Raw genomic sequence first — 21949 nt, forward strand, 5'->3', positions numbered from 1 at the left:
AAATGCCATTGCCAGCTAAACCAGGGAATGAGTCCCCGGAATATTGTAAACAACTCGCTGTAAAAAACTGTGGCGTTTCACAGTCTTTGTCCATCCTGCATAGCATTTAGTCTATATCCAGTATGTTCAATCTTCCAACAGATGAAACACCAAATATTACACATTTTGCGTTTTGCGAAAATGGACATCTTTGAGTATCGTCCTATCCTATCTGCCAACAAATGATAATAACGACAAAGGATATGCGGATCCTTCGCCGGCCATCCTGATTTAAAAACGATCAGGCAATTAAAAAAAGGCTCTGATTGAGCCTTCTGCTTCTTATCCGACGCTTGCTATTAATTATCCCTGACTTCCAGATAACGTTCAAGCTTTCGCTTTACCCGTTGGAGTGCATTGTCAATCGATTTTACATGACGCCTTAAATCTACCGCAATCTCTTGATAGGATCGACCGTCCAAATAGAGCATCAGGACTTTTCGTTCCAGATCGCTTAAGATTTCTGACATCTTGTCTTCCAGGCCGACAAATTCCTCTTGATTAATGATCAGTTCCTCTGGATCGCTTACCGCAGTACCGCAAATGACATCCAGCAGCGTACGGTCCGAATCCTCATCATAAATCGGCTTGTCCAATGAGACATACGAATTGAGCGGAATATGCTTCTGTCTCGTAGCGGTCTTAATTGCCGTAATAATCTGTCTGGTAATGCAGAGCTCGGCAAAGGCCTTGAACGAGGACAGCTTATCCCCTTTAAAATCACGAATTGCCTTGTACAGCCCGATCATGCCTTCCTGGACAATATCTTCCCGGTCAGCACCAATCAGAAAATAAGAGCGGGCTTTAGCACGTACAAAATTCCGGTATTTATTGATCAAATACTCCAGCGCCCCGCTATCACCCTCGCGGACCGCCTCGACAATGTCTTCATCGCTTATCACATCATACCCTGACAACATGACTTCCTTGAGGTCCACACTCAATAGAATCCCTCCGGCCCGGAACGCACGGTAGCCCGTCACTCGCTTGAAATATATGACAAGTATATATGATGTCTACTAGACCGTCAACCACGTTCTACCTAAAATAGACTGATAATAACATTTAATGTAAACTTTTTCGTAGATTCATATACCGTTTCATTCTCCAAATGAGCCGACCTTTCGTCCCTATTGTGTAAAACAGCACTATTCCCTTCGCCAGCGCTCGAACATCTGTCTCACATCCGGCGGCAGCTTCCCGTCAAGTGTATTCCTGCTCTTGGTCTGCTCTTTCGTTATTTTCTGCTTCACTTCGCGCTCGCTCTGCTCCACTTCGTTCAGCAATTCCCGGGCGGACAGCCGGAGTGCTCCCCGAGCAAAAATCACGTGCTGCTCAATTAAATCGCTGGTCGCCACATAAATTTTTCGCCGGCGGTGGCTGAACTCTCCGACTAACCGTTCAATGCACTCATCGGCCGTTTCCTTCTCCTTCGTAAAAAACACCTGAACCTTGCCTTGCGTGTAGGATTTCCCCAATCCAGGAACCCGGTATGCGTCAAAAATCACCACGACTCTGAGGCCTGAATACGCCTGGTAATCCGCTAATTTCTCAAGCAGCATGTCTCGCGCTTCATGCATGCTGCTATTGGCGAGCTTCGCAAGAAATGGCCAGCCGCCGATCATATTATAACCGTCGACCAGCAGCACATCCCGCCAATCGGCCATCATTGCTAACCTTGAATGCGGCGACGGCGAAGCACTTCGTACATGACGACACCTGCGGCAACCGAAGCATTAAGCGAGTTGATTTTTCCGGCCATCGGCAGTTTCACAAGCACATCGCATTTCTCACGGATCAGACGCCCCATCCCTTTATTCTCATTACCGATAACGATAGCGACCGGTCCGTCAAAAACCTCGGTGTCATACAATTCCTGTACCGCGTCAACGACGGTGCCGACAACCCACACGCCCATTTCCTTCAGCTGATCGATGGTTTGGCCCAGATTGGTCACTCTGGCTACGGGCACATACTCTACTGCGCCGGCTGATGTTTTGGACACCGTTGCCGTAACTTGTGCCGATCTGCGCTTAGGCAGTATGACGCCATGAGCACCCGTGCAGTCTGCCGTTCGGAGAATCGAACCCAGATTGTGCGGATCCTCGATCTCATCAAGAAGCAGTAGGAAAGGCGGTTCGCCCTTTTCCTCCGCGACCTTCAGCAAATCTTCCACTTCCACATAAGCATAGGGTGCCGCTTGGGCAACCACGCCTTGATGCTGAACCCCCGGAACCATCTGATCCAGCTTGCGTTTGTCCACATGCTGAATGACAATGCCCAATTTCTTCGCTTCCGCGATGATCGGCAGGGTCAGATGCTTTTGCGCATTTTCGGCAATCCATATTTTGTTGATCGTACGTCCTGATTTGAGCGCTTCCGTTACGGAGTGCTTACCAGCCACTACTTCCTCTTCTTGCAACATGTAGGTCTCCTCCTGCATATCAGCCGGCGTCCCCTGAAGAAACACCGGCTGTATCGTTTCAATGTTGATGCCATATTGTCCTACGGTCTATTTAACAGACCCCTCAATAAACTCGATGCTCTTCCCGATGAGCTCACGGAGACGGTCCTGCTCCCCCGTATAATATAAATACCCAACAAGCGTCTCAAATGCCGTTGCATGCCGATATTCGAGAACGTCTGCATTTTTGGGGATGCTGCCTGATTTAGCATTGCGTCCCTGACGAACAACATCACGCTCTTCTTCCGTCAGCTCCGGATCCAAAAAAGCCAATATCCGACTCTGTGCCTTCGCCGACACAAATCCTGTTGCCGTCCGGTGCAAGTGATGAGGGCGGAGATTCGCTCTTGATATCAAAAACTGCCGCACCGCCACCTCATAAATGGCATCCCCGATATAGGCAAGCACGATCGGCGGGATTAACCGGGCGGGCTTTGACGGCGGAAAATCGAACCAGCCTACTGCGGGATCATGATGCTCAGGCCCGCTCATTTACGCCGCCAGCGCATACCTTGCGCCGTATCCTCAAGCACGATGCCTTCGTCCGCCAGCTTGTCGCGGATTTCATCCGCTCGGGCCCAGTTTTTATTCTTCCGGGCTTCGATACGTTCGGCAATCAGAGCTTCAATCTCCTCATCCAGCAATTCATCCGTGCCTGTATTTACGATGCGCAGCACGCCGTTCATATCGTTGAAAGCGCGCAGCACTTCATACAGGTCCGCCGCAGGAATCGAAGCCTCCTTCAGCAGCTGATTCGCCTCGCTGGCCCATTGGAACATGGCGGTGATGGCGTCCGGCGTGTTGAAATCATCCTGCATTTTTTGGTGAAATTCGACAAGCACGGCCGATATTTTATCCGCAACTTCCTGGCTTACGTTATCGTCCTTCGAGCCGATCGCAGTACTCAATCGATGCTCGACATTAGCCGCCGCATTCGCGAGGCGGTCCACGCTGTTCTGCGCCTGCTCCATCACATCATCGCTATAATTGAGCGGGTTGCGGTAGTGGGTGGACAACATGAAATAGCGGATCGCTTCTTTCGTATATTGTTCACGAAGTTCCTTAACCAATACACCGTTTCCTAACGATTTCGACATTTTCTCGTTATTGATGCGGATATATCCATTGTGCATCCAATAGTTCGCCAGCGGTTTGCCCGTCAACGCCTCGGACTGCGCAACCTCGCATTCATGGTGCGGGAACTGCAGATCCTGGCCGCCGCCATGGATATCCAGCGTATCCCCGAGATAACGACGGGCCATGGCAGAGCACTCAATATGCCAGCCCGGGCGGCCGTCGCCCCAAGGACTGCTCCAATAGATCTCTCCGGGCTTCGCGGCTTTCCATAGAACGAAGTCCTCCGGGTTTTCTTTCCGCTTATCCACCTCAATCCGGATACCGAATTGCAGCTCATCGAGATTTTGCTGGGACAGCTTGCCGTAATCGTCAAATTTGCGGGTCCGGTAGAATACATCTCCCCCGTTCTCATAAGCAAAGTCGCGGTCAATGAGTTCCTGGATGAATTCGATAATGCTCTCCATATTGTCCGTTACCCGCGGATTTAATGTCGCTCTTGGTATGCCGAGACCGTCCAGATCCTCGTAATAGGCGTTAATAAACTTATCCGCAACCTCCGGAACGGTAGTCCCGGTTTGCTCGGCTTTCCGGATCATTTTGTCATCCACATCCGTAAAGTTCACCACGTAATTCACATCATTACCCTGATTCTCAAAGTAAGCTCGAACCACGTCGAAAAAGATCATCGGCCGAGCATTCCCGATATGGATATAATCGTACACGGTAGGACCGCACACGTAGATCTTTACTTTCCCAGGTTCCTGAGCAACAAATGTTTCTTTCATACGGGTTAGCGTGTTATAGATTTGCAGTGCCATAGGGTATCATCTCAATCCTTTCATTCCATCGCTTATTATTCCTTCACGGCTTACGCGCTTACTCTTCTTTGACCGAAGACACAGCAGCCTCGGGTACCATGCCTTGAGGCTGGTTTCGTTTGCTCTCATGAAGCTCCGCCCGGAGCTGATCGATCTCCTTCTGCATCGAACGGAGCATATCCACAATCGGATCGGGCAGATTCGTGTGATCCAGCCGGTCGCGCACCCGCTCCCCGTTCTGTTTCACAATTTTCCCCGGATTGCCGACAACGGTGCTGTTTTGGGGAACAGGCCTTAATACGACTGCATTGGAACCAATGTTACAGTTATCCCCAATCGTAAAGGAACCTAGCACTTTCGCCCCCGATCCGATGACCACGTTGTTACCGATGGTTGGGTGCCGCTTGCCTTTTTCCTTACCGGTTCCACCGAGGGTAACCCCCTGGTAGATCACCACGTCATCCCCAATCTCACAGGTCTCTCCAATGACAACCCCCATCCCATGGTCAATGAACAGCCGATGCCCGATACGGGCTCCCGGATGAATCTCGATCCCTGTCATAAACCGGCTGAACTGGGATATCAACCGGGCCAGCGTATACCATCGCCGCTTAAATAATGCATGAGCTACCCGGTGCGCCCACAGTGCGTGAAGCCCCGAGTAGGTGAATACCACTTCAAAAAGTCCCCGGGCAGCCGGGTCATTCTCGAACACTGTCCGAATATCCGATTTCATTTGTTTAAACATGAACGCTCCCTCTTTCCCCTCTTCCAATCGCGCATGCAACTTGCTATCCATCGTTATTCCTGTAAATAAAAAACGCCCCTGCAGCTTATCGCTGCAGAGGCGCTAGACCGCGGTTCCACTCTGCTTAGAACCGGCACAAGCTTCCTCCCTTCGTCAGGGACGGATTCTACCGATTCTCTTCATGTCATTAACGGCAGACGACCGGCATGATCTAACGATTGTGTTCGCTTCAACCATGCAGCTCACAGGTGCATTTCCGCTGCAGGCGACGGGACAACTCTCAGCCGGCAAATTCAAGTGGTCCTTGTCTTCTGCCGATTGTCCTCTCTGGAACGTGCCTGTTTTACGCGTACTTCTCCTGATCGTAGCTTTTAATACGTTTTATATTTGTAGATCTAGGTGAGGGAAACAACGCTCTATAGAACGCTGCGCTGACGGATTGTGCTTCCGATCGCTGTTGCCTTCCGATTTCTTTAACGATATCACATAGGTGGAAATCGGAAGACAAAGGCGAACGCTTCGCTTCTACAGCACAATTCCGTCCTCTCCGCTGCTTCTCCGTATGAGTTGTTGCTACCTAACCTAGATCAAAGAATATTTCACTTATAGTTTGGTGTAATTATAACTGATCATATACGGGCTGACAAGGAACGTTTATCGGGGAAGCCGCCCGAATTATGCGCCTTTGATCTGAGAGCGCAAACGGTCAAGCACGCGATCCCTGCCCAGCAGCCAGATCGTCTGGTTCAGGTCGCGGCCATGGGTTTGTCCCGTCAAGGCTACGCGGATCGGCATAAAGAGCTGTTTGCCCTTAAATCCGGTCTCTTTCTGGACTTCCTTGATCAGCGCCGCAATCTTCGGAGCGTTAAACTCATCACTCTGCTCGATCTTCGCAAGGAATGCCGACAATACGGCTGGCACCTGCTCGCCGCCCATCACTTCAATCCCTTCAGCGTCCAGCTCCAGATGCGTACGGAAGAACACTTCCGACAGATCCACGATATCCGAAACAGCGGTCATCTGCTCCTGATAGAGCGCGACGAGCGCGCGCGCCCATTCCTCTTGCTCGGCCGTAAGCTCGGACGGCAAGCGGCTGGCTTTCTGCAAGTGCGGAATGGCTAGATCCGCAATCCGATCCGGATCCGCATTCTTGATGTACGTGTTGTTGAGATGAGCCAGCTTGTTCGTATCGAATACCGCTGGGCTCTTGGATAGACGATGCTCATCAAAGATCGAGATCAGCTGCTCTTGGGAGAAGACTTCCTCTTCCCCTTCGGGAGACCAGCCAAGCAGCGAGATGAAGTTGAACAGCGCTTCAGGCAAATAGCCAAGCTGGTCATACTGCTCAATGAACTGGATGATCGATTCATTACGCTTGCTCAGCTTCTTGTGATCCTCGCCCACGATCAAGGTCATATGTCCAAACTGAGGCGGCTCCCAGCCAAAAGCTTCATAGATCATCAACTGACGCGGCGTATTGGAGATATGGTCCTCCCCACGGAGCACATGGCTGATCTTCATCAGATGATCGTCTAATGCTACCGCGAAATTGTAGGTAGGAATGCCGTCTTTTTTGACGATGACGAAGTCGCCCGTCTCTTTGCTGTTAAACGAAATCGTGCCCTTCACCATGTCATCGAACGTGTAGATACGATCTTCCGGAACGCGGAAGCGGATGCTCGCCACACGGCCTTCAGCCTCAAGCGCTTGCCGCTGCTCTTCCGTCAAATCCCGGTGCTTTCCGGAATAGCGCGGCGTTTCGCCGCGAGCCATCTGCTCTTCCCTCTCCTGCTCCAGCTCTTCCTCCGTGCAGTAGCAGCGGTAAGCAAGCCCTCGATCCAAGAGATCCTGCCAATATTCTTTATAAATATCAAGACGCTCGGTCTGGCGATAGGGTCCGTACTCGCCTCCGACATCCACGCTCTCATCCCAGTCCATGCCCAGCCATTTCAAGTATTTCAGCTGGCTTTGCTCTCCGCCTTCTACGTTGCGTTTTACATCCGTATCCTCGATGCGGATAATGAATTTCCCGTTGTTCTTGCGGGCGAATAAATAATTGAATAATGCCGTTCTGGCATTGCCGATATGTAAATGTCCCGTTGGACTCGGTGCATAGCGCACGCGGACTTCTCCGGTCATTGTAACCCCTCCGCTTCCCTATTCTTTCAAAATTCCCAGCTCAAAAAACTCCCTTATTGAACACATACTTCAAGATGATAGCATACCTTTTACGAGGCAGACAACCGATTGCGCGGCGATTCCTTCGCCCCTACCGGTAAACCCGAGCTGCTCGGTTGTGGTCGCCTTCACGTTAACCTGCTCCACCTCGGCATCCAGCGCTTTGGCGATCACTTCCGCCATTTGCGGAATATAGGGTGCCATCTTCGGCTTCTGTGCAATTATCGTAGAATCGATATTTCCAAGTGTATACCCGCGTTCCTTCGCCATGACCCATACCTGTTCCAAAAGCTTCAGGCTGTCGGCGTCTTTAAAGGCAGGATCGTTATCGGGAAAGTGACGACCAATGTCGCCAAGCCCAAGCGCCCCCAGGATCGCGTCCGTTACGGCGTGCAGCAGCACGTCAGCGTCGGAGTGCCCGAGAAGCCCCTTGTCATAAGGAATCGTAACGCCTCCGATAATGCACGGCCTTCCTTCTACGAGCTGATGTACGTCAAACCCCTGTCCTACTCGAATCATCCCATGTCCTCTCCCTTACGATTCTGTAAAAAAGCTGCATATTCCAGATCCTCCGGTGTGGTGATCTTAATATTGCTGTATTTCCCCTCCACCACGGTTACCGGATGTCCTGCTCGCTCCATCAGCATGGCATCGTCAGTGCCTGTAAACCCATCCTTCGCTGCAGCCTCATGTGCAGACAGCAGATCGGAAAGACGAAAAGCCTGTGGGGTCTGGACGGCCCACAGACTTTGACGGTCCGGGGTTCCTGTAATCAACCCCTCACCGTTCACCTGTTTAATCGTATCCTTCACGGGAACCCCAAGTACCGAGGCGCCCTCACGGATTGCCGCATCGCGGCAGGCTTCAATTTCCTCTTGCGTTACAAACGGCCTTACGCCGTCATGTATCATTACCCACTCTGAAGAAATTTGCTTGATGCCTTGGTATACGGACTGCTGCCTCTCGCTTCCCCCCGGGATTACAGCGGACACCTTGACCAAACCGTATTCCTGAATCCAGGATTCGCAGCGAGGGACATCCTCCATCCCCGTCACAAGCACAATTTCCTGCAGCCATGGTATCCGGCTGAATGCTTCAAGCGTATGAACGATAATGGGCTTTCCGTTCAGAGCCAGGTACTGCTTGCTCTCCCGGGTGCCCATCCTCGTTCCTTTTCCCGCCGCTACAATGACAGCGCCAAAGTTACTCATCAAGCACCAAACTCCTGTCTCACCCAACACGTCACAAACGGACGAGTAACGGATATGTATATCCCCATCATACCCCTTTACTGGGCTTTTTCCAACAGTTTTGGTTTCGCGAAGATCATCCGGCCCGCCGAGGTTTGCAGTACGCTGGTAACGAGCACCTCCATCATCGTGCCGATGTACTCGCGACCGCCCTCCACGACGATCATCGTGCCGTCATCCAAATAAGCGACGCCTTGACCATGCTCCTTGCCGTCCTTGATAATCTGCACCAAAATTTCTTCCCCTGGCAGGACCACCGGTTTCACCGCGTTGGCGAGATCATTAATGTTCAACACCGACACACCCTGCAGCTCACAAACCTTATTTAAGTTAAAATCATTCGTAACTACTTTGCCTTGAAGCACTTTGGCCAACTTCACCAGCTTGCTGTCGACTTCGGATATTTCCTCAAAGTCGCCTTCATAAATGAGTACCTTGACGTCCAGCTCTTTCTGGATTTTGTTCAAAATATCAAGGCCGCGCCGGCCGCGATTTCGCTTAAGAAGGTCGGAAGAATCCGCAATATGCTGAAGCTCCTCCAGAACAAACTCAGGAATGACAATCGTTCCTTCGATAAATCCGGTTTTGCAAATATCTGCAATTCTCCCGTCAATAATGACACTCGTATCCAAAATTTTATGTTCCTCTATGCGCCGGCCCTCAGGCTCAGCAGCTTGACTCCACTTGCCCGACATCCACAGGGAAGCCAGTTCATCCTTCTTCTCCAGTCCAATGCGAAACCCGATATAACCGCCGAGCAGCGTAATGCCAACCTGCAGCAGCTGCCCAGCCTGTCCTAGCAAGGACAAACCTGGTGACAGCAATAGAGACAGCAGCAGGCCGCTCAACAGTCCGGCAGTACCCGCAGCCAGCTCATTCATCGGAATCCGGGAGAACGAAGTGATCAGGCTGTGCAGCCATCTCGTGACCCGATCCGCTGACAGCACGCCGATCATGCCAAACAATAATCCTCCAAGCACCGCGAAGGCTCCGCTTCCCGCTGCAAATAAACCCTGTCCAAATATAGGCGAGAGCCCTGAGAAAGATCGTTCCATTGTATGATATAACGTATACCCGCCCCATGCTCCGCATAATACTGTAAATGCTAAAATAGCTTTTTTTACCATGAGCTTCCGCACACCTCCTTTTTATACCTGAATATCCTTGCTTCTATTTTCCAGTATGGTCCAATTTATAAAGTCGTAATCGTGTCGGCCCATCTTTTTTTAAGATTATCGAATGTATAAGTGTTCAGTGAAACCAAATAAATTGGATAATCGGATGATAAACATCTTCCAAAACGCGGTCTGTCTTCTGTACAAAGTACGCTGATTGACGTTTTTTTATTATATTTCCATATCCCCATATCCTACCGGTTTCGCCTACCCCCATCAGGCTTTGACGTATACTGACAGCCACCTCACGAATGGAATTGACCGCCTTCAGACACCTGAAATTGGTTGAAATCGCCTGAAGTAGTGGAATATAATGAACTCAATTCATAATATCGAGGTGGATGTATAAATGAGCGCTCCTAGTTTACAGGCTTTTCAGGACCAAGTTTCCGAATTGTTGCTCCGTCACCGCAGTCTCTTGGATGTTCTGTCTAAAAATGGTCAAAGCAATGCTTCAGTCAACCGGGCCGTAACCAAGGCCATCACAGAATGCGGATGCATCGAGCTCCACGCCACGAAGCAAACCTTCGATATCGGCGCTGATCTCGAATCAGCCCGGGAATTAGCCGGCACGCACGTCGAAGGCCATCTGTGCGAGAATTGCCGTGAAGCGGTAAGCACCGAGCTTGGCCGCAACCTGTTTTATATGTCTGCTCTTGCGAATCTTCTGGACATTCAACTGGATGAGGTTGTTGTCAAGGAGTCGCAGAAATGCTCCACATTGGGTATTTTTAACCTGTCGTAAAGCCGCTAGTCATGATGACGGTCGAAACGGCAAGGTACACACATGCATACAAAAAAAGCATTTATCTCGCTGCAATAGCAGGGAAATAAATGCTTTTTATTTGGATATATGACCGAAATTGGCTTATCGGTCAGAGGATTGATAGGCCTCATCTGAATTGGAGTCATCCTTTTTACGCCGTTTTTTGCGGTTCAGCCTGCGAAAATTCTGCTGCAAGCCATACCCTGCATACAGGACCAATGGCAAGAATATCAGCATGGAGGTCTGCTCCGGAAAGAACACGGCAACCATGACTGCGCCAATGATGACGAGCGGGGTAAATTTAATCGCTGTTTTCGGAATGCCAATCTTCTTGAAGTTCGGGTACTTGACTGCGCTAACCATGAGGTAAGAAAGCAGTAATACGGCAATAATCATATAAGGTGCTGTAATCTCTTCATGGAATAACGCCAAGGTTGCCAGCACGCCTCCCGCAGCGGGGATCGGCAGGCCGATAAAATAACCCGGTATGCCCGGACGAACATTAAATCTTGCAAGCCGCAGTGCGCCGCACATCGGAAATATGGCGGTCACTGTCCAAGCCAGTGCGGTATTGATATCCGTAAATGCTACGGTATACATAATGAGTGCCGGCGCTACGCCAAAAGAAATTACATCGGATAAGGAGTCAAGTTCCTTACCGAATTCGCTCTGGCAATTCAAGGCCCGAGCTACCCGACCGTCCAGTCCGTCAAGGAGCATGGCAATGATAATCATAATGGCGGCCATACTCGTTCGACCTTCCGTCGCCAAGATGATACCAATCATTCCGAGAAACAGATTACCTAAAGTAAACATGTTCGGAATTGATTTCGTCATTTTTATATTCACCTCGTTAATGTACGTTCGAACATCGATTGTAGGGCTTTTAGATTTGTCTGTCAATGAATACTTGTTCTTGCAAACGTTTCAGGCCTTCTTTTATGGTGCGTGCGCGAACCTCGCCGATCCCGTCAACTTCATCAAGCTCATGGATGGAAGCGGTCATAATGCTGGATAAGTCATGGAACTGGTCCACCAGGTTGCGAATGATCACATTCGGAAGGCGAGGGATTTTGTTCAAAATCCGGTAACCGCGCGGCAGTATTTCTTCCTCCGAAGCAGCGGCGGAAGCCGGGTAACCAAGAAGCCGCACAATATGGTGAATGTCCAGCAGCTCCTCATCCGTTGAACGCTTGAGCGCCAGAATGATCTCGCGGATCTTCTCCTCGCTGTACTCCCGGGCATAGTCTGCATACAGCAGCCAAGCCTCCTCCTCCATATTGCTCACAAGCTCATCCATCTGCATGCTGATCAAGCGGCCTTCGTTGCCAAGCTCGTTGATATAGCGCTTGATCTCCTTCTTGATGCGGAGCACCATCTCCACTCGCTGAATCACGTTCACGACTTCCGGAATGGTGACCAGCTCTTCAAATTCAGATGCCGAAAGGTTGGTGAGCGATTGATTAAGCACCACGCGGTATCGCTCCAGCGTCTGTATAGCCTGATTGGCCTTGGTTAGGATGACGCCGATTTCCTTCAATGCATATCGCAGCGATCCTTGATACAGCGTAATAATGTTACGGCGCTGCGAGATGGATACAACCAGCTTGCCTGTCTGTTTCGCTACCCGTTCCGCTGTTCTGTGCCGTATCCCTGTCTCGATGGAAGAGATCGAGGAATCCGGAATCAGCTGGGTATTCGCATATAAGATCCGTTTCAAGTCTTCACTCAGGATGATGGCGCCGTCCATCTTGGCCAGCTCGTATAAATAGTTTGGCGAAAAATCGCAGTTAATGGAGAAGCCGCCATCGACAACTTCCATTACCTCCGGGCTGTAGCCCACAACGATCAGGGCGCCCGTCTTCGCCCGCAGCACGTTCTCCAGTCCGTCGCGAAACGGCGTTCCCGGTGCTACCAGCTTTAGCAAATCATTCATTTTGTCCAGTTGGCTCGTTTCTTTCACCTTCGTATGCCCCCTAATCTAACGCAACCGCTAATGCATCTGCAACGGTATTTACTCCTATAATTTGTATTCCTTTCGGATGCTTCCATCCCTTCAAACTCTTCTCCGGCATGAGTACGCGCTTAAAGCCCAGCTTCTCGGCTTCCCTTACTCTTTGTTCCGCTCTGGAAACGGCGCGAACCTCGCCGGTCAGACCAACCTCGCCAAAGATGACATCATACGGCTTGGTCGGAATGTCTCGGAAGCTGGATGCAATGCTAACCGCTATGGCCAAATCTACCGCTGGTTCATCAAGCTTCACGCCGCCAGCTACATTCAGATAGGCGTCTTGGGTTTGCAGGTACATGCCCATCCGTTTCTCCAGCACGGCAATGATCAGGTTCATGCGGTGGTGGTCCACCCCTGTACCCATCCGGCGCGGTGACGGGAAGTGGGTTGTGGAGATGAGCGCCTGCAGCTCGACCAGAACCGGGCGCGTTCCCTCCATGCTCGCAACAACGGTCGAACCCGCAACGCCTAAAGGCCGTTCAGATAAAAACAGTTCCGATGGATTCCCGACTTCGCGAAGCCCATCCTCACCCATCTCAAAAATGCCAATCTCATTCGTCGAACCGAAACGGTTCTTCACCGCGCGAAGCAAACGGTAAGTGTGGTGACGCTCTCCTTCAAAATAAAGCACACAGTCCACCATGTGCTCCAGCATCCTTGGGCCTGCAATAGCGCCTTCCTTGGTCACATGACCGACCAGAACGGTCGCTATGCCCTTCACCTTCGCCAATCGCATGAAGCGTGCCGTACACTCCCGTACCTGGGATACGCTCCCCGGCGCACTGGTAACCTCCGGCAAATACACCGTCTGAATGGAGTCAATGACAACAAAGCCAGGCTGCACGTTCTCAATGGCTTCCTCGATCGATTCCAGATTGGTTTCACAGAGGACAAACAGCTCCGGGGACAGCGCCCCGAGCCGATCTGCACGCAGTTTGGTCTGGCGTACGGATTCCTCACCGGAAATGTACAGAACGCGAATGCCGTTCTGGGCCAATCGGTTGGAGGCTTGCAGCAGCAGCGTGGATTTGCCGATGCCGGGGTCACCGCCGACTAACACCAGCGAGCCCGGGACAAGCCCGCCCCCGAGCACACGGTTCAATTCCGCAATGCCCGTCTGGATTCTGGGTTCTTTACCGCTTTCTATATTTATGATCGAAAGGGGTTTTTCTTTACTATGAAAAAGAGGGGAATTCATCCCCTGCGTCTTGATTACCGTCTCGGTCTCTTCTACCATGGAATTCCATGATTGGCAGCCCGGACATTTTCCGAACCATTTGGGCGCTTCATAGCCGCATTCGGTACAGAAAAATTTCGTTTTAGTTTTTGCCATGTGAGTCTCCTTTATGTCGCACATCATTTGTCGGATTCCGTAAAACCCTGCAAAATCAGGCATTACTCAAAGTTTACCATTTCTTATAATTCAACGTAAAGGCTAATCGGAAACTTTACGCGGGATGAGAAGGATTTGTTTCAAATTTGAAGGGTCGGGGGCGGATCGACATTATTTTTGCTGCAATTTATCAAAATACATACATGTAAACCATACATGTCCGCATTGCTGTCGGATCGTTCTTACGATCGCTGTTAAAACCAGGAAACTGGAATTGGAATCATGGTCGTTTCCCGGTTTTAAAGGCGAACGCTGTCGCTTCTTCAGAACGATTCCGTCCTCTCCGCTAGGTTGATACATAAGGATCTGTTCTCCTAATTCGCTAATCATCCCTTTGCCTAATTAATTTACCGATTTAAACAGCCCCGATCATTTCATTTACATAACTTCTGAGCATCCAAATTTCTGCCCCATACAAAACCTTCATCTTCCATTAATCTCAAAATCAAAAACCCCGCCGGATTTAAATCCAGCGGGGCGGTGTTGTTGTTCCAACTTATTCAGTTTCGGCTGCTGATGCGGCAGTGACACTTTCGTTCTTGTTCACAACCAGTTCGCCATTCGCTTCATCGATGACGAGCGAGTCGCCCTTGGCCACAGTACCTTTCAACAGCTCCTCGGAGAGACGATCCTCGATGTGCTTCTGGATAGCCCGGCGCAGTGGGCGAGCACCGAAGGCCGGATCGTATCCTTCCTTGGCGATGAAGGCCTTCGCCTTGTCGGTGAGCTCGAAATGCACCTCGAATTCCTTCAGACGCTTACGCAGCTCGTCGGACATCAAAGTCACGATTTCGGCAATGTGTTTCTCTTCCAGAGAGTGGAACACGATGATCTCATCAATCCGGTTCAAGAACTCTGGACGGAAGCTCTTCTTGAGCTCATCCATCACTTTGCCTTTCATGTTGTTATAATCGCGGCCTGCATCCGTCACCGCAGTAAAGCCAAGCGTAGAGTTCTTCTTGATTGCTTCCGCTCCCACGTTGGAGGTAAGAATGATCAGTGTGTTGCGGAAGTCCACCACGCGGCCCTTGGAATCGGTCAAACGTCCGTCTTCCAGCACTTGAAGCAAGATGTTGAATACCTCAGGGTGCGCCTTCTCGATTTCATCGAGCAGCACAACGGAATACGGTTTGCGGCGTACCTTCTCGGTCAGCTGACCGCCTTCTTCGTAGCCGACATATCCCGGAGGCGCTCCGACGAGACGTGATGTGGAATGCTTCTCCATGTACTCGGACATATCGATCCGTACAACCGCGTTCTCGTCTCCGAACATCGCCTCCGCAAGGGCGCGTGCCAGCTCGGTTTTACCTACCCCGGTAGGACCCAGGAAGATGAAGGAGCCCATTGGACGCTTCGGATCTTTCAGGCCTGCACGTGCCCGGCGAACGGCACGGCTCACTGCTTTGACCGCTTCCTCTTGACCGATGACGCGGCTGTGCAGAATTTCTTCCAGATTCAGAAGACGCTCGGTCTCTTCTTCTTTCAGTTTATTTACAGGAATACCGGTCCAGTTGGCTACAACGTCGGCAATATCCTCCGGAGTTACCTCGGAATCGGTACGTCCTTGTTTTTCTTTCCATTGATTCTTCGTGATTTCAAGTTCTTCGCGAAGCTTCTGCTCCGTATCGCGCAGCGCTGCAGCTTTCTCGAATTCCTGGCTTTGGACAGCTGCGTCTTTCTCTTTGCGGATGTCCTCCAGATGCGCTTCCTGATCTTTCAGATTCGGCGGTATGGTATACGTATGAAGGCGAACTTTCGAACCGGCCTCGTCAATCAGGTCAATCGCTTTATCCGGCAGGAAGCGGTCCGTAATGTAGCGGTCGGACAATTTCACGGCCTGCTCGATCGCTTCATCCGTAATTTTTACGCGGTGATGCGCTTCGTAACGGTCACGCAGTCCATACAGAATCTGAATGGCTTCCTCCGGCGATGGTTGGTCCACCGTAATCGGTTGGAAACGGCGCTCAAGAGCAGCATCTTTTTCAATATATTTGCGGTATTCGTCCAGTGTGGTTGCCCCGATGCACTGAAGTTCTCCGCGTGCCAATGATGGCTTAAGAATGTTGGAAGCGTCAATCGCACCTTCTGCACCGCCTGCACCGATCAAGGTATGCAGCTCATCGATGAACAGAACAATGTTACCCGCTTGACGAATCTCATCCATAATTTTTTTCAAGCGATCCTCAAACTCGCCGCGGTATTTCGTTCCAGCAACAACCGAGCCCATATCCAGCGTCATGACGCGTTTGTCACGCAGTGTCTCTGGAATTTCATTGTTAATGATGCGTTGGGCCAGGCCTTCCGCAATCGCCGTCTTACCTACCCCTGGTTCACCAATCAACACCGGGTTGTTCTTCGTACGGCGGCTCAGTACCTGAATCACGCGCTCGATTTCTTTGCTGCGGCCAATGACCGGATCCAGATTGCCTTCCTTGGCAATGGCAGTCAGATCGCGAGCGAGACTGTCCAGTGTAGGCGTGCTTACGTTTTGCGGCGTGCCATGATGGCTCGATACCGCTTCGCTGCTGCCGAGCAGCTGCAGCACCTGCTGCCGGGCTTTGTTCAGACTAATGCCAAGGTTGTTCAGCACACGTGCGGCAACCCCTTCGCCTTCACGAATCAGCCCCAGCAGAATATGCTCCGTACCTACGTAGGTATGACCAAGCTTACGAGCTTCGTCCATGGAGAGCTCAATTACCTTTTTCGCTCTAGGCGTATAAGCAATGTTGGTAGGCTGCTCCTGTCCGCGTCCGATTAATGTTTCGACTTCATCCTGAATTTTTTCAAGACCAAGTCCAAGTCCGATCAGCGCTTTGGCTGCAATGCCGTCTCCTTCACGAATAAGTCCTAGCAGGATATGTTCTGTGCCGATATTGTTGTGCCCCAGACGTACCGCTTCTTCCTGAGCCAATGCAAGCACCTTTTGTGCACGTTCCGTAAATCTGCCAAACATCATAGTATTGCACCTCCACGTTTCAATTAATATATTGAACCTCGCGGATTTCGGTGTATCGTCAGCTATAGGACGCTTAAACCGTCATCCAACTGTAAAACGAGTATAGATCCTTAATCGTTACCCAATGTTTCTCTGATGAGCTTAGCCCTGTACATGTCGCGTTCGGAAGGAGTCATACCCTCTCCATAGGTCTTCTGCAGAAAGCCCGGTTGCGTCTTCACATTCAGTTCATTCATGACCGGGATTTCCGGGCCTTCCAGAAGGCCGAGATCCACACCAAGCCGAACATCCGACAATCGCTGGGCCGCTTCCTTCGAATCCATCACCGCTGCATAGGACAGTATGCCATAGGAGCGCATCACCCGATCCGTAATACGGAGCTTGGATTCACCCAAGAGCCGGGCTCTGGCATTCTTCTCATGCTCGATGATTTGCAAGGCGACGCTGTGAAGATTCTCAATGATCTCGGACTCGGTTTGACCGAGCGTAATCTGATTCGAGATTTGAAACAGGTTGCCTAACGCTTCGCTGCCTTCACCGTAAATCCCTCTTACGGTCAAGCCTACCTGCGATACAGCCGAGAGAATCCGGTTAATCTGCTGTGTCATAACAAGAGCGGGCAGATGCATCATGACCGATGCGCGAAGGCCGGTGCCGACATTCGTCGGACAACTCGTAAGATAACCTCGCTTGTCATCAAACGCATAATCAATCTCGGATTCAAAAACGTCATCCAGCGCCGTCGCACGTGCCCATGCCTCACGAACCTGAAATCCGGGATATAAACACTGTATGCGCAGGTGATCCTCTTCATTGATCATAATGCTGACGGATTCATCTTCAGTAAGGATGACGGCACCGTTTCGGGACTCATTCGCCAGATTGGGGCTGATTAGATGCTTCTCAACAAGAACCTTCTTATCCAGCTCATCAATCTCACTTAATTTAATTACATGTAAATCCCCGAAATCCTGCAAATCGTCCTTATTCTTCAGCACATTCGTCAGGCGCTCTAGCACTTCTCCCGACTGCTGATCCGTTGCCAGCAGCGGGAAAGGAAGATGCTGCAGATTGCGCGCCACCCTGACACGGGTGCTGATGACAATGTCGGAATCCTGACCGTTCCCGCGCATCCACTCGCTCAGCGCCGAATCGGTAAACCGGAGATTAGACATCACGCATTCCTCCTACTAAAGTGCAAAATCTTACCATCTTATCCCTGAGCCATATTTCGCTCCAGCTCACGGATTTGGTCCCGGATCTCGGCAGCCGTTTCAAACTCTTCCTGCACGATCCGAATTTGAAGCTCCTTCTTAAGCTCATCAATCTGGCGTTTGATCTGAATACGGCCACCCGTACGCTTCGGCACTTTGCCGACATGGGAAGTCCCCCCATGGACTCTCTTAAACAATGGATCCAATCGATCCGAGAAATATTTATAACACGAGCTGCAGCCGAACCGGCCAAGCTTGCTGAACTGGGAATACGTCATACCGCATTCTTCGCATTGCAGCGTCTGGGCCGTTTTTGCACCGGGGCTCTGGCCCTTGCCTGAAGGATCCAGATCCAGAAGACCTGACAGCAAACTGTGTATAGAAAAACCATTCGACGTGCCGGGGATCAATTCCCCTTTTTCACGGGCACAGGTTTCACAAAAATGAAACTCCGTTTTCTCCCCGTTCACAATTTTGGTGAAATGAAGTGTCGCCGGCCGTTTACCGCATTCTTGGCATAACATAATCCGATGCCCCCTTACACAGACTCACTTACCTAATAAAGAAATAAGCATCGCCTTCATAATCCTTGCACGCAGCTCATCCCGATAAGGAAGCTTCACATTGAGGCACTCCCTTGAAATGGCGGCCCGCATCAGGCTGGCCTCCCGCTTTGTTAAAAACCGGGATTCCTCCAGCTGGTAAATCAATCCTTCAGCCACCGTCTGGTCAATCATGCTGCCAATGGTATGATGAAGATGCTGCTGGAGTGCAGTATGCTGGGGAAGCTCGATACGCTGGATGCGTATGTACCCGCCCCCGCCGCGCTTGCTCTCGACAAGAAAGCCCTTCTCCAGCGTGAACCGTGTACTGATCACGTAGTTAATCTGGGAAGGAACGCAAGAAAATTGCTCTGCCAGATCGTTCCGTTGAATTTCAACGGTACCCTCCGGACTTTCCTGCAGTATGCTCTTCAGGTATTGTTCGATAATATCAGAGATATTACGCATTGGTCTGTTCATCCTCCACTGTTTGAAACGTTAAGACGGATAGTGATCTTACACGTCCGCACAGAGCCTTGCATATACGTTAATTTTAACCACAATCAAAATCGGCGAACCCTCTCGTTGACTTTGACTTTCTTTGACTTTGATATCATTATAGCACATTTTTTCATTTTGCCAAGAGGGTTCTTCTCAAATGTTCGCGCTTTGCATTTATTCTTATTGTACCCAGTTCTTTGATCGCTTATAGCCTCTTTCCGAAGAACAATTCATATAAGGCAACAAAAAAAGAAGCAGTCCCCATGCCGGGTGAATACCGGTTCGAGGCCACTTCTCCATATCATGCTCTTGTATAGTCTAAACCCTTAGGCATCATAACTGATCAAGTAGTGCTGTAACTCCGTATTGTAATAGCCGATGCTGTATTCAATGATGCTGCCTGTCCCGTCATAAGAGGATCTGAGCCGCTTTAGTAACGGCGTGCCTATGCTTACTTCAAGCAAGGAGGCAATCTCCTCATTTGCCACGGTCGCCAGAAAACGGTCCCGGAAATTCTCCAGCGTAATTTGACTCTCCTCGATGCGGTCATACAGCGACGGCAGTTCGGTGGAACCGAACTCTTCGCCCATATCCACTTGGGATGACACGTAGTGAGTGTAGTAAATAAAAGGACTCCCGTCCAGTAAATACAATCGTTCAATAAGCAGGCACCGCTCCCCGAATTTTAAGAACAATTCGCTATCCGGCTCATTAAGCACCCATTCCGTCTTCAGGTGACGCTTCCGAATCTGGTGTCCTTCTTCGACCAGAATCTCGGTAAACAGCTTGCCTTTGGAAAGCTTGGAGAAGGACGTGTTCCGGGTCACAATCGTTCCTACCCCACTCCGCTTCTCTACATATCCTTCCTGGTACAGCTCCTGGATCGCATTGCGGACCGTCATTTTGCTAACGTTAAATTCCTGTTCCAGCTGCGGCTCGGAAGGAATATGGGAGCCAAGTGGATATTCCCCATGCAGAATCCGATCTTTTATGATCTTCTTGATTTGCAAGTATAACGGACCGTTCTTCCGCGTGATCGACATGCTTCCTCCTACCTTTCCACGTCAGACATGTGATGACTCATTGCCTGAAGCACTTCGCGTTCGTTCGCCGTCGGCGTATCCCCTGTAACGGTATGGGCAAGCATCGCCGCAGCTGCGGCAAAATCAACCGTCCGATTCGGTTCAAATCCCTCCGAGATCCCATGAATCACCCCGCTGGCGTAGGCATCACCCGCGCCGATACGGTCATGGACGGAAAACGTCAAGGTTTTGGAAAAATGAAACGCTCCATCCGTGTAGAGATAGCCTTGCAGAGAATGGGTGTTATCCCCGTTGATCTTCCGGTGGGTACCCGACGCAACCGTAATATTATACTTCGCTGCCACCTTCGGAATCAACTCCTGCAGCTGTTCATTGCGATCCTCACGGGTCGTCTCCATGCCAAGGATATAGATAGCGTCTTTTTCATTCATAAAGACGACATCCGCAAGTGACAGCATTTCCTCATAGTGCGGCTTAGCAAACTCGTAGCGGTCCATCCCCCATAAAGAGGGACGATAATTGCAATCGAACACAACGGTTCCGCCGTTTTTCTTAACTTCACGAGCCAGTGTCTTCATTTGGCCCCGTACCGTGTCGTTCATGGAAAGGGTTATGCCGCAAAAATGGATCATGTCCGTCTTTTCGGCAATCCCACCGAAATCGTACATGGCATCCTCTGCCGTATTAAAGCTGCTGCCCAGTCGGTCCGTATAAGTTACACGTCCGGGTCTTACGCCAAAGCCATTCTCCAGAAAGTACATGCCGACATATTTGCCTCCGCGGCTAATGAGCGAAGTGTCGATGCCAAGCTTGCGCAGGTAGGAAATCGCCGCTTCGCCAAGCGGGTTATCCGGCAGCGTGCTGACCAGATAGCCGTTATGACCGAACCTTGCCACAGCCGAGGCGATGTTTACACCCGTGCCGGAGAAGGAGTAATTCAGATGGCTCTCTTGAGCCAAGGAAGCATATCCCGGTACTTGAAGACGCATCATCACTTCGCCATATGCGGCAATCGTCTTAGGCATATTGATCAACCAGCGCTTTTAGCTTGCGGTGCAGCTCTTGAACATCGCTAATGATCGTATCTCCGCTTACCGAGTCGATAATCGAGGAGTACACGTGCGGGATGACCTGCTGCACTCCCGCTTCGAATGCGATGCGCACGATGGCTTCAAAATTCTCTTTATCAATCCCGCCTGTTGGTTCAAGCGCAAATCCTTCCTCCGCACATGCCTTCGCTACCGCGCGGTATTCATCCTCCAACTTCAAGCCCTGCATCGGGAAGTACTTCAGTGCATTACCGCCCATGTCGCGCACAAGCGCAATGGCCGCTTTTACAGGTACGATGGCTTTGTCCGACCCAGCAGCACTCATCGGTCCGGTTGAGATATTCACGTAGCCCACTTGACCCGAAGGAGACACAAGGCTGTTAATCCAGCTTTCTTTGCCATCCAGATTGGCACGTGTAGCACCGACCGCCGGGAACACCTGATTGATATGCGTGCCTGGGTAGCTTTTCACAATCTCGGCTACCACCGCAGCTTGACGGTTATCGCCGGCACCCAATCCGATCGATACCGCATCCTCGATAACGGCGCCGTATTCCTTCATTGCAATAACGGCCTCTTGCGCGTTCGGGTAATTTTTGGACAATACGCCGACCAGCACATGCCCTTCCGAAGCTTCAAAAATGTCCTTCGCATTCTGAATGCTGCCTGCAAGTACGTTCAGTGCCGCGCGATTTCTGTAAAGACGTTTCTCCATATTTGCCATC

At 50.7% G+C, this 21949-nt stretch carries 22 protein-coding genes; 2 read left to right on the forward strand and 20 right to left on the reverse strand.

The window, feature by feature from the left end:
- Nucleotides 1-338 precede the first annotated feature (338 nt).
- The 6 genes from sigH to cysE all read right to left on the reverse strand — a co-directional run bounded on the left by sigH (nt 339) and on the right by cysE (nt 5146).
- Nucleotides 339-983, reverse strand: coding sequence for an RNA polymerase sporulation sigma factor SigH (gene sigH, locus PAEVO_RS32575; protein ID WP_006212942.1), 645 nt, complete (start codon nt 981-983; stop codon nt 339-341).
- A 204-nt stretch (nt 984-1187) separates the two neighbouring features.
- Entirely contained in the window at nt 1188-1706 is a 519-nt protein-coding gene (locus tag PAEVO_RS32580; protein ID WP_100541555.1) for an NYN domain-containing protein, read from the reverse strand.
- Between the two features lie 5 nt (nt 1707-1711).
- Entirely contained in the window at nt 1712-2464 is a 753-nt protein-coding gene (gene rlmB / locus PAEVO_RS32585) for a 23S rRNA (guanosine(2251)-2'-O)-methyltransferase RlmB (protein WP_100541556.1), read from the reverse strand.
- 87 nt (nt 2465-2551) lie between these two features.
- Nucleotides 2552-2995, reverse strand: a complete 444-nt coding sequence (locus PAEVO_RS32590) for a Mini-ribonuclease 3 (protein WP_100541557.1) — start codon at nt 2993-2995, stop codon at nt 2552-2554.
- A complete protein-coding gene (gene cysS, locus PAEVO_RS32595; RefSeq protein WP_100541558.1) occupies nt 2992-4398 on the reverse strand; it encodes a cysteine--tRNA ligase in 1407 nt (468 codons plus the stop codon). Before cysS ends, PAEVO_RS32590 begins: the two co-directional genes overlap by 4 nt.
- 58 nt (nt 4399-4456) lie before the next feature.
- Nucleotides 4457-5146 carry a serine O-acetyltransferase gene (gene cysE / locus PAEVO_RS32600; RefSeq protein WP_100541559.1) on the reverse strand — a complete coding sequence of 230 codons (690 nt, stop codon included), beginning with the start codon at nt 5144-5146 and terminating at the stop codon, nt 4457-4459.
- A gap of 181 nt (nt 5147-5327) precedes the next feature.
- On the opposite strand from cysE, the gene PAEVO_RS33600 reads away from it, so the two are divergent.
- On the forward strand, nt 5328-5549 hold the full coding sequence (locus tag PAEVO_RS33600; protein ID WP_133120365.1) for a hypothetical protein: 222 nt from the start codon (nt 5328-5330) through the stop codon (nt 5547-5549).
- A gap of 272 nt (nt 5550-5821) precedes the next feature.
- Here PAEVO_RS33600 and gltX read toward each other — a convergent pair whose 3' ends face one another.
- The 4 genes from gltX to PAEVO_RS32620 all read right to left on the reverse strand — a co-directional run bounded on the left by gltX (nt 5822) and on the right by PAEVO_RS32620 (nt 9701).
- Nucleotides 5822-7285 carry a glutamate--tRNA ligase gene (gene gltX / locus PAEVO_RS32605; protein WP_100541560.1) on the reverse strand — a complete coding sequence of 488 codons (1464 nt, stop codon included), beginning with the start codon at nt 7283-7285 and terminating at the stop codon, nt 5822-5824.
- 69 nt (nt 7286-7354) lie between these two features.
- On the reverse strand, nt 7355-7843 hold the full coding sequence (gene ispF / locus PAEVO_RS32610) for a 2-C-methyl-D-erythritol 2,4-cyclodiphosphate synthase (protein WP_100541561.1): 489 nt from the start codon (nt 7841-7843) through the stop codon (nt 7355-7357).
- On the reverse strand, nt 7840-8535 hold the full coding sequence (ispD, locus tag PAEVO_RS32615; RefSeq protein WP_100541562.1) for a 2-C-methyl-D-erythritol 4-phosphate cytidylyltransferase: 696 nt from the start codon (nt 8533-8535) through the stop codon (nt 7840-7842). The genes ispF and ispD overlap by 4 nt, the downstream gene beginning before the upstream one ends.
- Before the next feature lie 77 nt (nt 8536-8612).
- Nucleotides 8613-9701: a PIN/TRAM domain-containing protein gene (locus PAEVO_RS32620; protein ID WP_100541563.1), complete on the reverse strand. Its 1089-nt coding sequence runs from the start codon at nt 9699-9701 to the stop codon at nt 8613-8615.
- Between the two features lie 397 nt (nt 9702-10098).
- On the opposite strand from PAEVO_RS32620, the gene PAEVO_RS32625 reads away from it, so the two are divergent.
- Nucleotides 10099-10494 carry a nucleoside triphosphate pyrophosphohydrolase family protein gene (locus tag PAEVO_RS32625; RefSeq protein WP_071221035.1) on the forward strand — a complete coding sequence of 132 codons (396 nt, stop codon included), beginning with the start codon at nt 10099-10101 and terminating at the stop codon, nt 10492-10494.
- A 123-nt stretch (nt 10495-10617) separates the two neighbouring features.
- On the opposite strand, the gene pssA is transcribed toward PAEVO_RS32625, so the two are convergent.
- From pssA to dagF, 10 genes are all read right to left on the reverse strand, one after another.
- Entirely contained in the window at nt 10618-11352 is a 735-nt protein-coding gene (gene pssA, locus PAEVO_RS32630) for a CDP-diacylglycerol--serine O-phosphatidyltransferase (RefSeq protein ID WP_164817531.1), read from the reverse strand.
- Between the two features lie 49 nt (nt 11353-11401).
- Nucleotides 11402-12478, reverse strand: a complete 1077-nt coding sequence (disA, locus tag PAEVO_RS32635; RefSeq protein ID WP_009594677.1) for a DNA integrity scanning diadenylate cyclase DisA — start codon at nt 12476-12478, stop codon at nt 11402-11404.
- Nucleotides 12479-12491: 13 nt separating this feature from the next.
- A complete protein-coding gene (gene radA / locus PAEVO_RS32640) occupies nt 12492-13859 on the reverse strand; it encodes a DNA repair protein RadA (protein ID WP_009594669.1) in 1368 nt (455 codons plus the stop codon).
- A 556-nt stretch (nt 13860-14415) separates the two neighbouring features.
- Nucleotides 14416-16875, reverse strand: a complete 2460-nt coding sequence (clpC, locus tag PAEVO_RS32650; protein ID WP_100541566.1) for an ATP-dependent protease ATP-binding subunit ClpC — start codon at nt 16873-16875, stop codon at nt 14416-14418.
- A 110-nt stretch (nt 16876-16985) separates the two neighbouring features.
- Nucleotides 16986-18050 (reverse strand): protein-arginine kinase McsB, encoded by a 1065-nt coding sequence (gene mcsB / locus PAEVO_RS32655; RefSeq protein WP_100541567.1) that lies wholly within the window; start codon nt 18048-18050, stop codon nt 16986-16988.
- Nucleotides 18051-18088: 38 nt separating this feature from the next.
- On the reverse strand, nt 18089-18613 hold the full coding sequence (gene mcsA, locus PAEVO_RS32660) for a protein-arginine kinase activator protein McsA (protein ID WP_100541568.1): 525 nt from the start codon (nt 18611-18613) through the stop codon (nt 18089-18091).
- A gap of 24 nt (nt 18614-18637) precedes the next feature.
- A complete protein-coding gene (locus PAEVO_RS32665) occupies nt 18638-19099 on the reverse strand; it encodes a CtsR family transcriptional regulator (protein ID WP_071221042.1) in 462 nt (153 codons plus the stop codon).
- A 359-nt stretch (nt 19100-19458) separates the two neighbouring features.
- A complete protein-coding gene (locus PAEVO_RS32670) occupies nt 19459-20175 on the reverse strand; it encodes a GntR family transcriptional regulator (RefSeq protein ID WP_100541569.1) in 717 nt (238 codons plus the stop codon).
- An 8-nt stretch (nt 20176-20183) separates the two neighbouring features.
- On the reverse strand, nt 20184-21200 hold the full coding sequence (locus PAEVO_RS32675; RefSeq protein ID WP_100541570.1) for a sugar kinase: 1017 nt from the start codon (nt 21198-21200) through the stop codon (nt 20184-20186).
- Nucleotides 21193-21948, reverse strand: coding sequence for a 2-dehydro-3-deoxy-phosphogluconate aldolase (gene dagF / locus PAEVO_RS32680; protein WP_100541571.1), 756 nt, complete (start codon nt 21946-21948; stop codon nt 21193-21195). Before dagF ends, PAEVO_RS32675 begins: the two co-directional genes overlap by 8 nt.
- Nucleotide 21949 lies beyond the last annotated feature (1 nt).

Origin of the sequence: Paenibacillus sp. GM2FR (assembly GCF_002803325.1) — a bacterium.
Taxonomy (GTDB): domain Bacteria; phylum Bacillota; class Bacilli; order Paenibacillales; family Paenibacillaceae; genus Paenibacillus_AQ; species Paenibacillus_AQ lautus.

What these genes read in the sequence shown, in the direction of transcription:
- cysS (WP_100541558.1), bottom strand. Translation starts at nt 4,398, where the DNA reads ATGGCACTGCAAATCTATAACACGCTAACCCGTATGAAAGAAACATTT.
- radA (WP_009594669.1), bottom strand. Translation starts at nt 13,859, where the DNA reads ATGGCAAAAACTAAAACGAAATTTTTCTGTACCGAATGCGGCTATGAA.
- PAEVO_RS32665 (WP_071221042.1), bottom strand. Translation starts at nt 19,099, where the DNA reads ATGCGTAATATCTCTGATATTATCGAACAATACCTGAAGAGCATACTG.
- pssA (WP_164817531.1), bottom strand. Translation starts at nt 11,352, where the DNA reads ATGACGAAATCAATTCCGAACATGTTTACTTTAGGTAATCTGTTTCTC.
- clpC (WP_100541566.1), bottom strand. Translation starts at nt 16,875, where the DNA reads ATGATGTTTGGCAGATTTACGGAACGTGCACAAAAGGTGCTTGCATTG.
- PAEVO_RS32580 (WP_100541555.1), bottom strand. Translation starts at nt 1,706, where the DNA reads ATGGCCGATTGGCGGGATGTGCTGCTGGTCGACGGTTATAATATGATC.
- PAEVO_RS32590 (WP_100541557.1), bottom strand. Translation starts at nt 2,995, where the DNA reads ATGAGCGGGCCTGAGCATCATGATCCCGCAGTAGGCTGGTTCGATTTT.
- gltX (WP_100541560.1), bottom strand. Translation starts at nt 7,285, where the DNA reads ATGACCGGAGAAGTCCGCGTGCGCTATGCACCGAGTCCAACGGGACAT.
- PAEVO_RS32675 (WP_100541570.1), bottom strand. Translation starts at nt 21,200, where the DNA reads ATGCCTAAGACGATTGCCGCATATGGCGAAGTGATGATGCGTCTTCAA.
- PAEVO_RS32625 (WP_071221035.1), top strand. Translation starts at nt 10,099, where the DNA reads ATGAGCGCTCCTAGTTTACAGGCTTTTCAGGACCAAGTTTCCGAATTG.
- cysE (WP_100541559.1), bottom strand. Translation starts at nt 5,146, where the DNA reads ATGTTTAAACAAATGAAATCGGATATTCGGACAGTGTTCGAGAATGAC.
- mcsA (WP_100541568.1), bottom strand. Translation starts at nt 18,613, where the DNA reads ATGTTATGCCAAGAATGCGGTAAACGGCCGGCGACACTTCATTTCACC.
- ispF (WP_100541561.1), bottom strand. Translation starts at nt 7,843, where the DNA reads ATGATTCGAGTAGGACAGGGGTTTGACGTACATCAGCTCGTAGAAGGA.
- PAEVO_RS32670 (WP_100541569.1), bottom strand. Translation starts at nt 20,175, where the DNA reads ATGTCGATCACGCGGAAGAACGGTCCGTTATACTTGCAAATCAAGAAG.
- PAEVO_RS33600 (WP_133120365.1), top strand. Translation starts at nt 5,328, where the DNA reads ATGTCATTAACGGCAGACGACCGGCATGATCTAACGATTGTGTTCGCT.
- rlmB (WP_100541556.1), bottom strand. Translation starts at nt 2,464, where the DNA reads ATGTTGCAAGAAGAGGAAGTAGTGGCTGGTAAGCACTCCGTAACGGAA.
- mcsB (WP_100541567.1), bottom strand. Translation starts at nt 18,050, where the DNA reads ATGTCTAATCTCCGGTTTACCGATTCGGCGCTGAGCGAGTGGATGCGC.
- ispD (WP_100541562.1), bottom strand. Translation starts at nt 8,535, where the DNA reads ATGAGTAACTTTGGCGCTGTCATTGTAGCGGCGGGAAAAGGAACGAGG.
- PAEVO_RS32620 (WP_100541563.1), bottom strand. Translation starts at nt 9,701, where the DNA reads ATGGTAAAAAAAGCTATTTTAGCATTTACAGTATTATGCGGAGCATGG.
- dagF (WP_100541571.1), bottom strand. Translation starts at nt 21,948, where the DNA reads ATGGCAAATATGGAGAAACGTCTTTACAGAAATCGCGCGGCACTGAAC.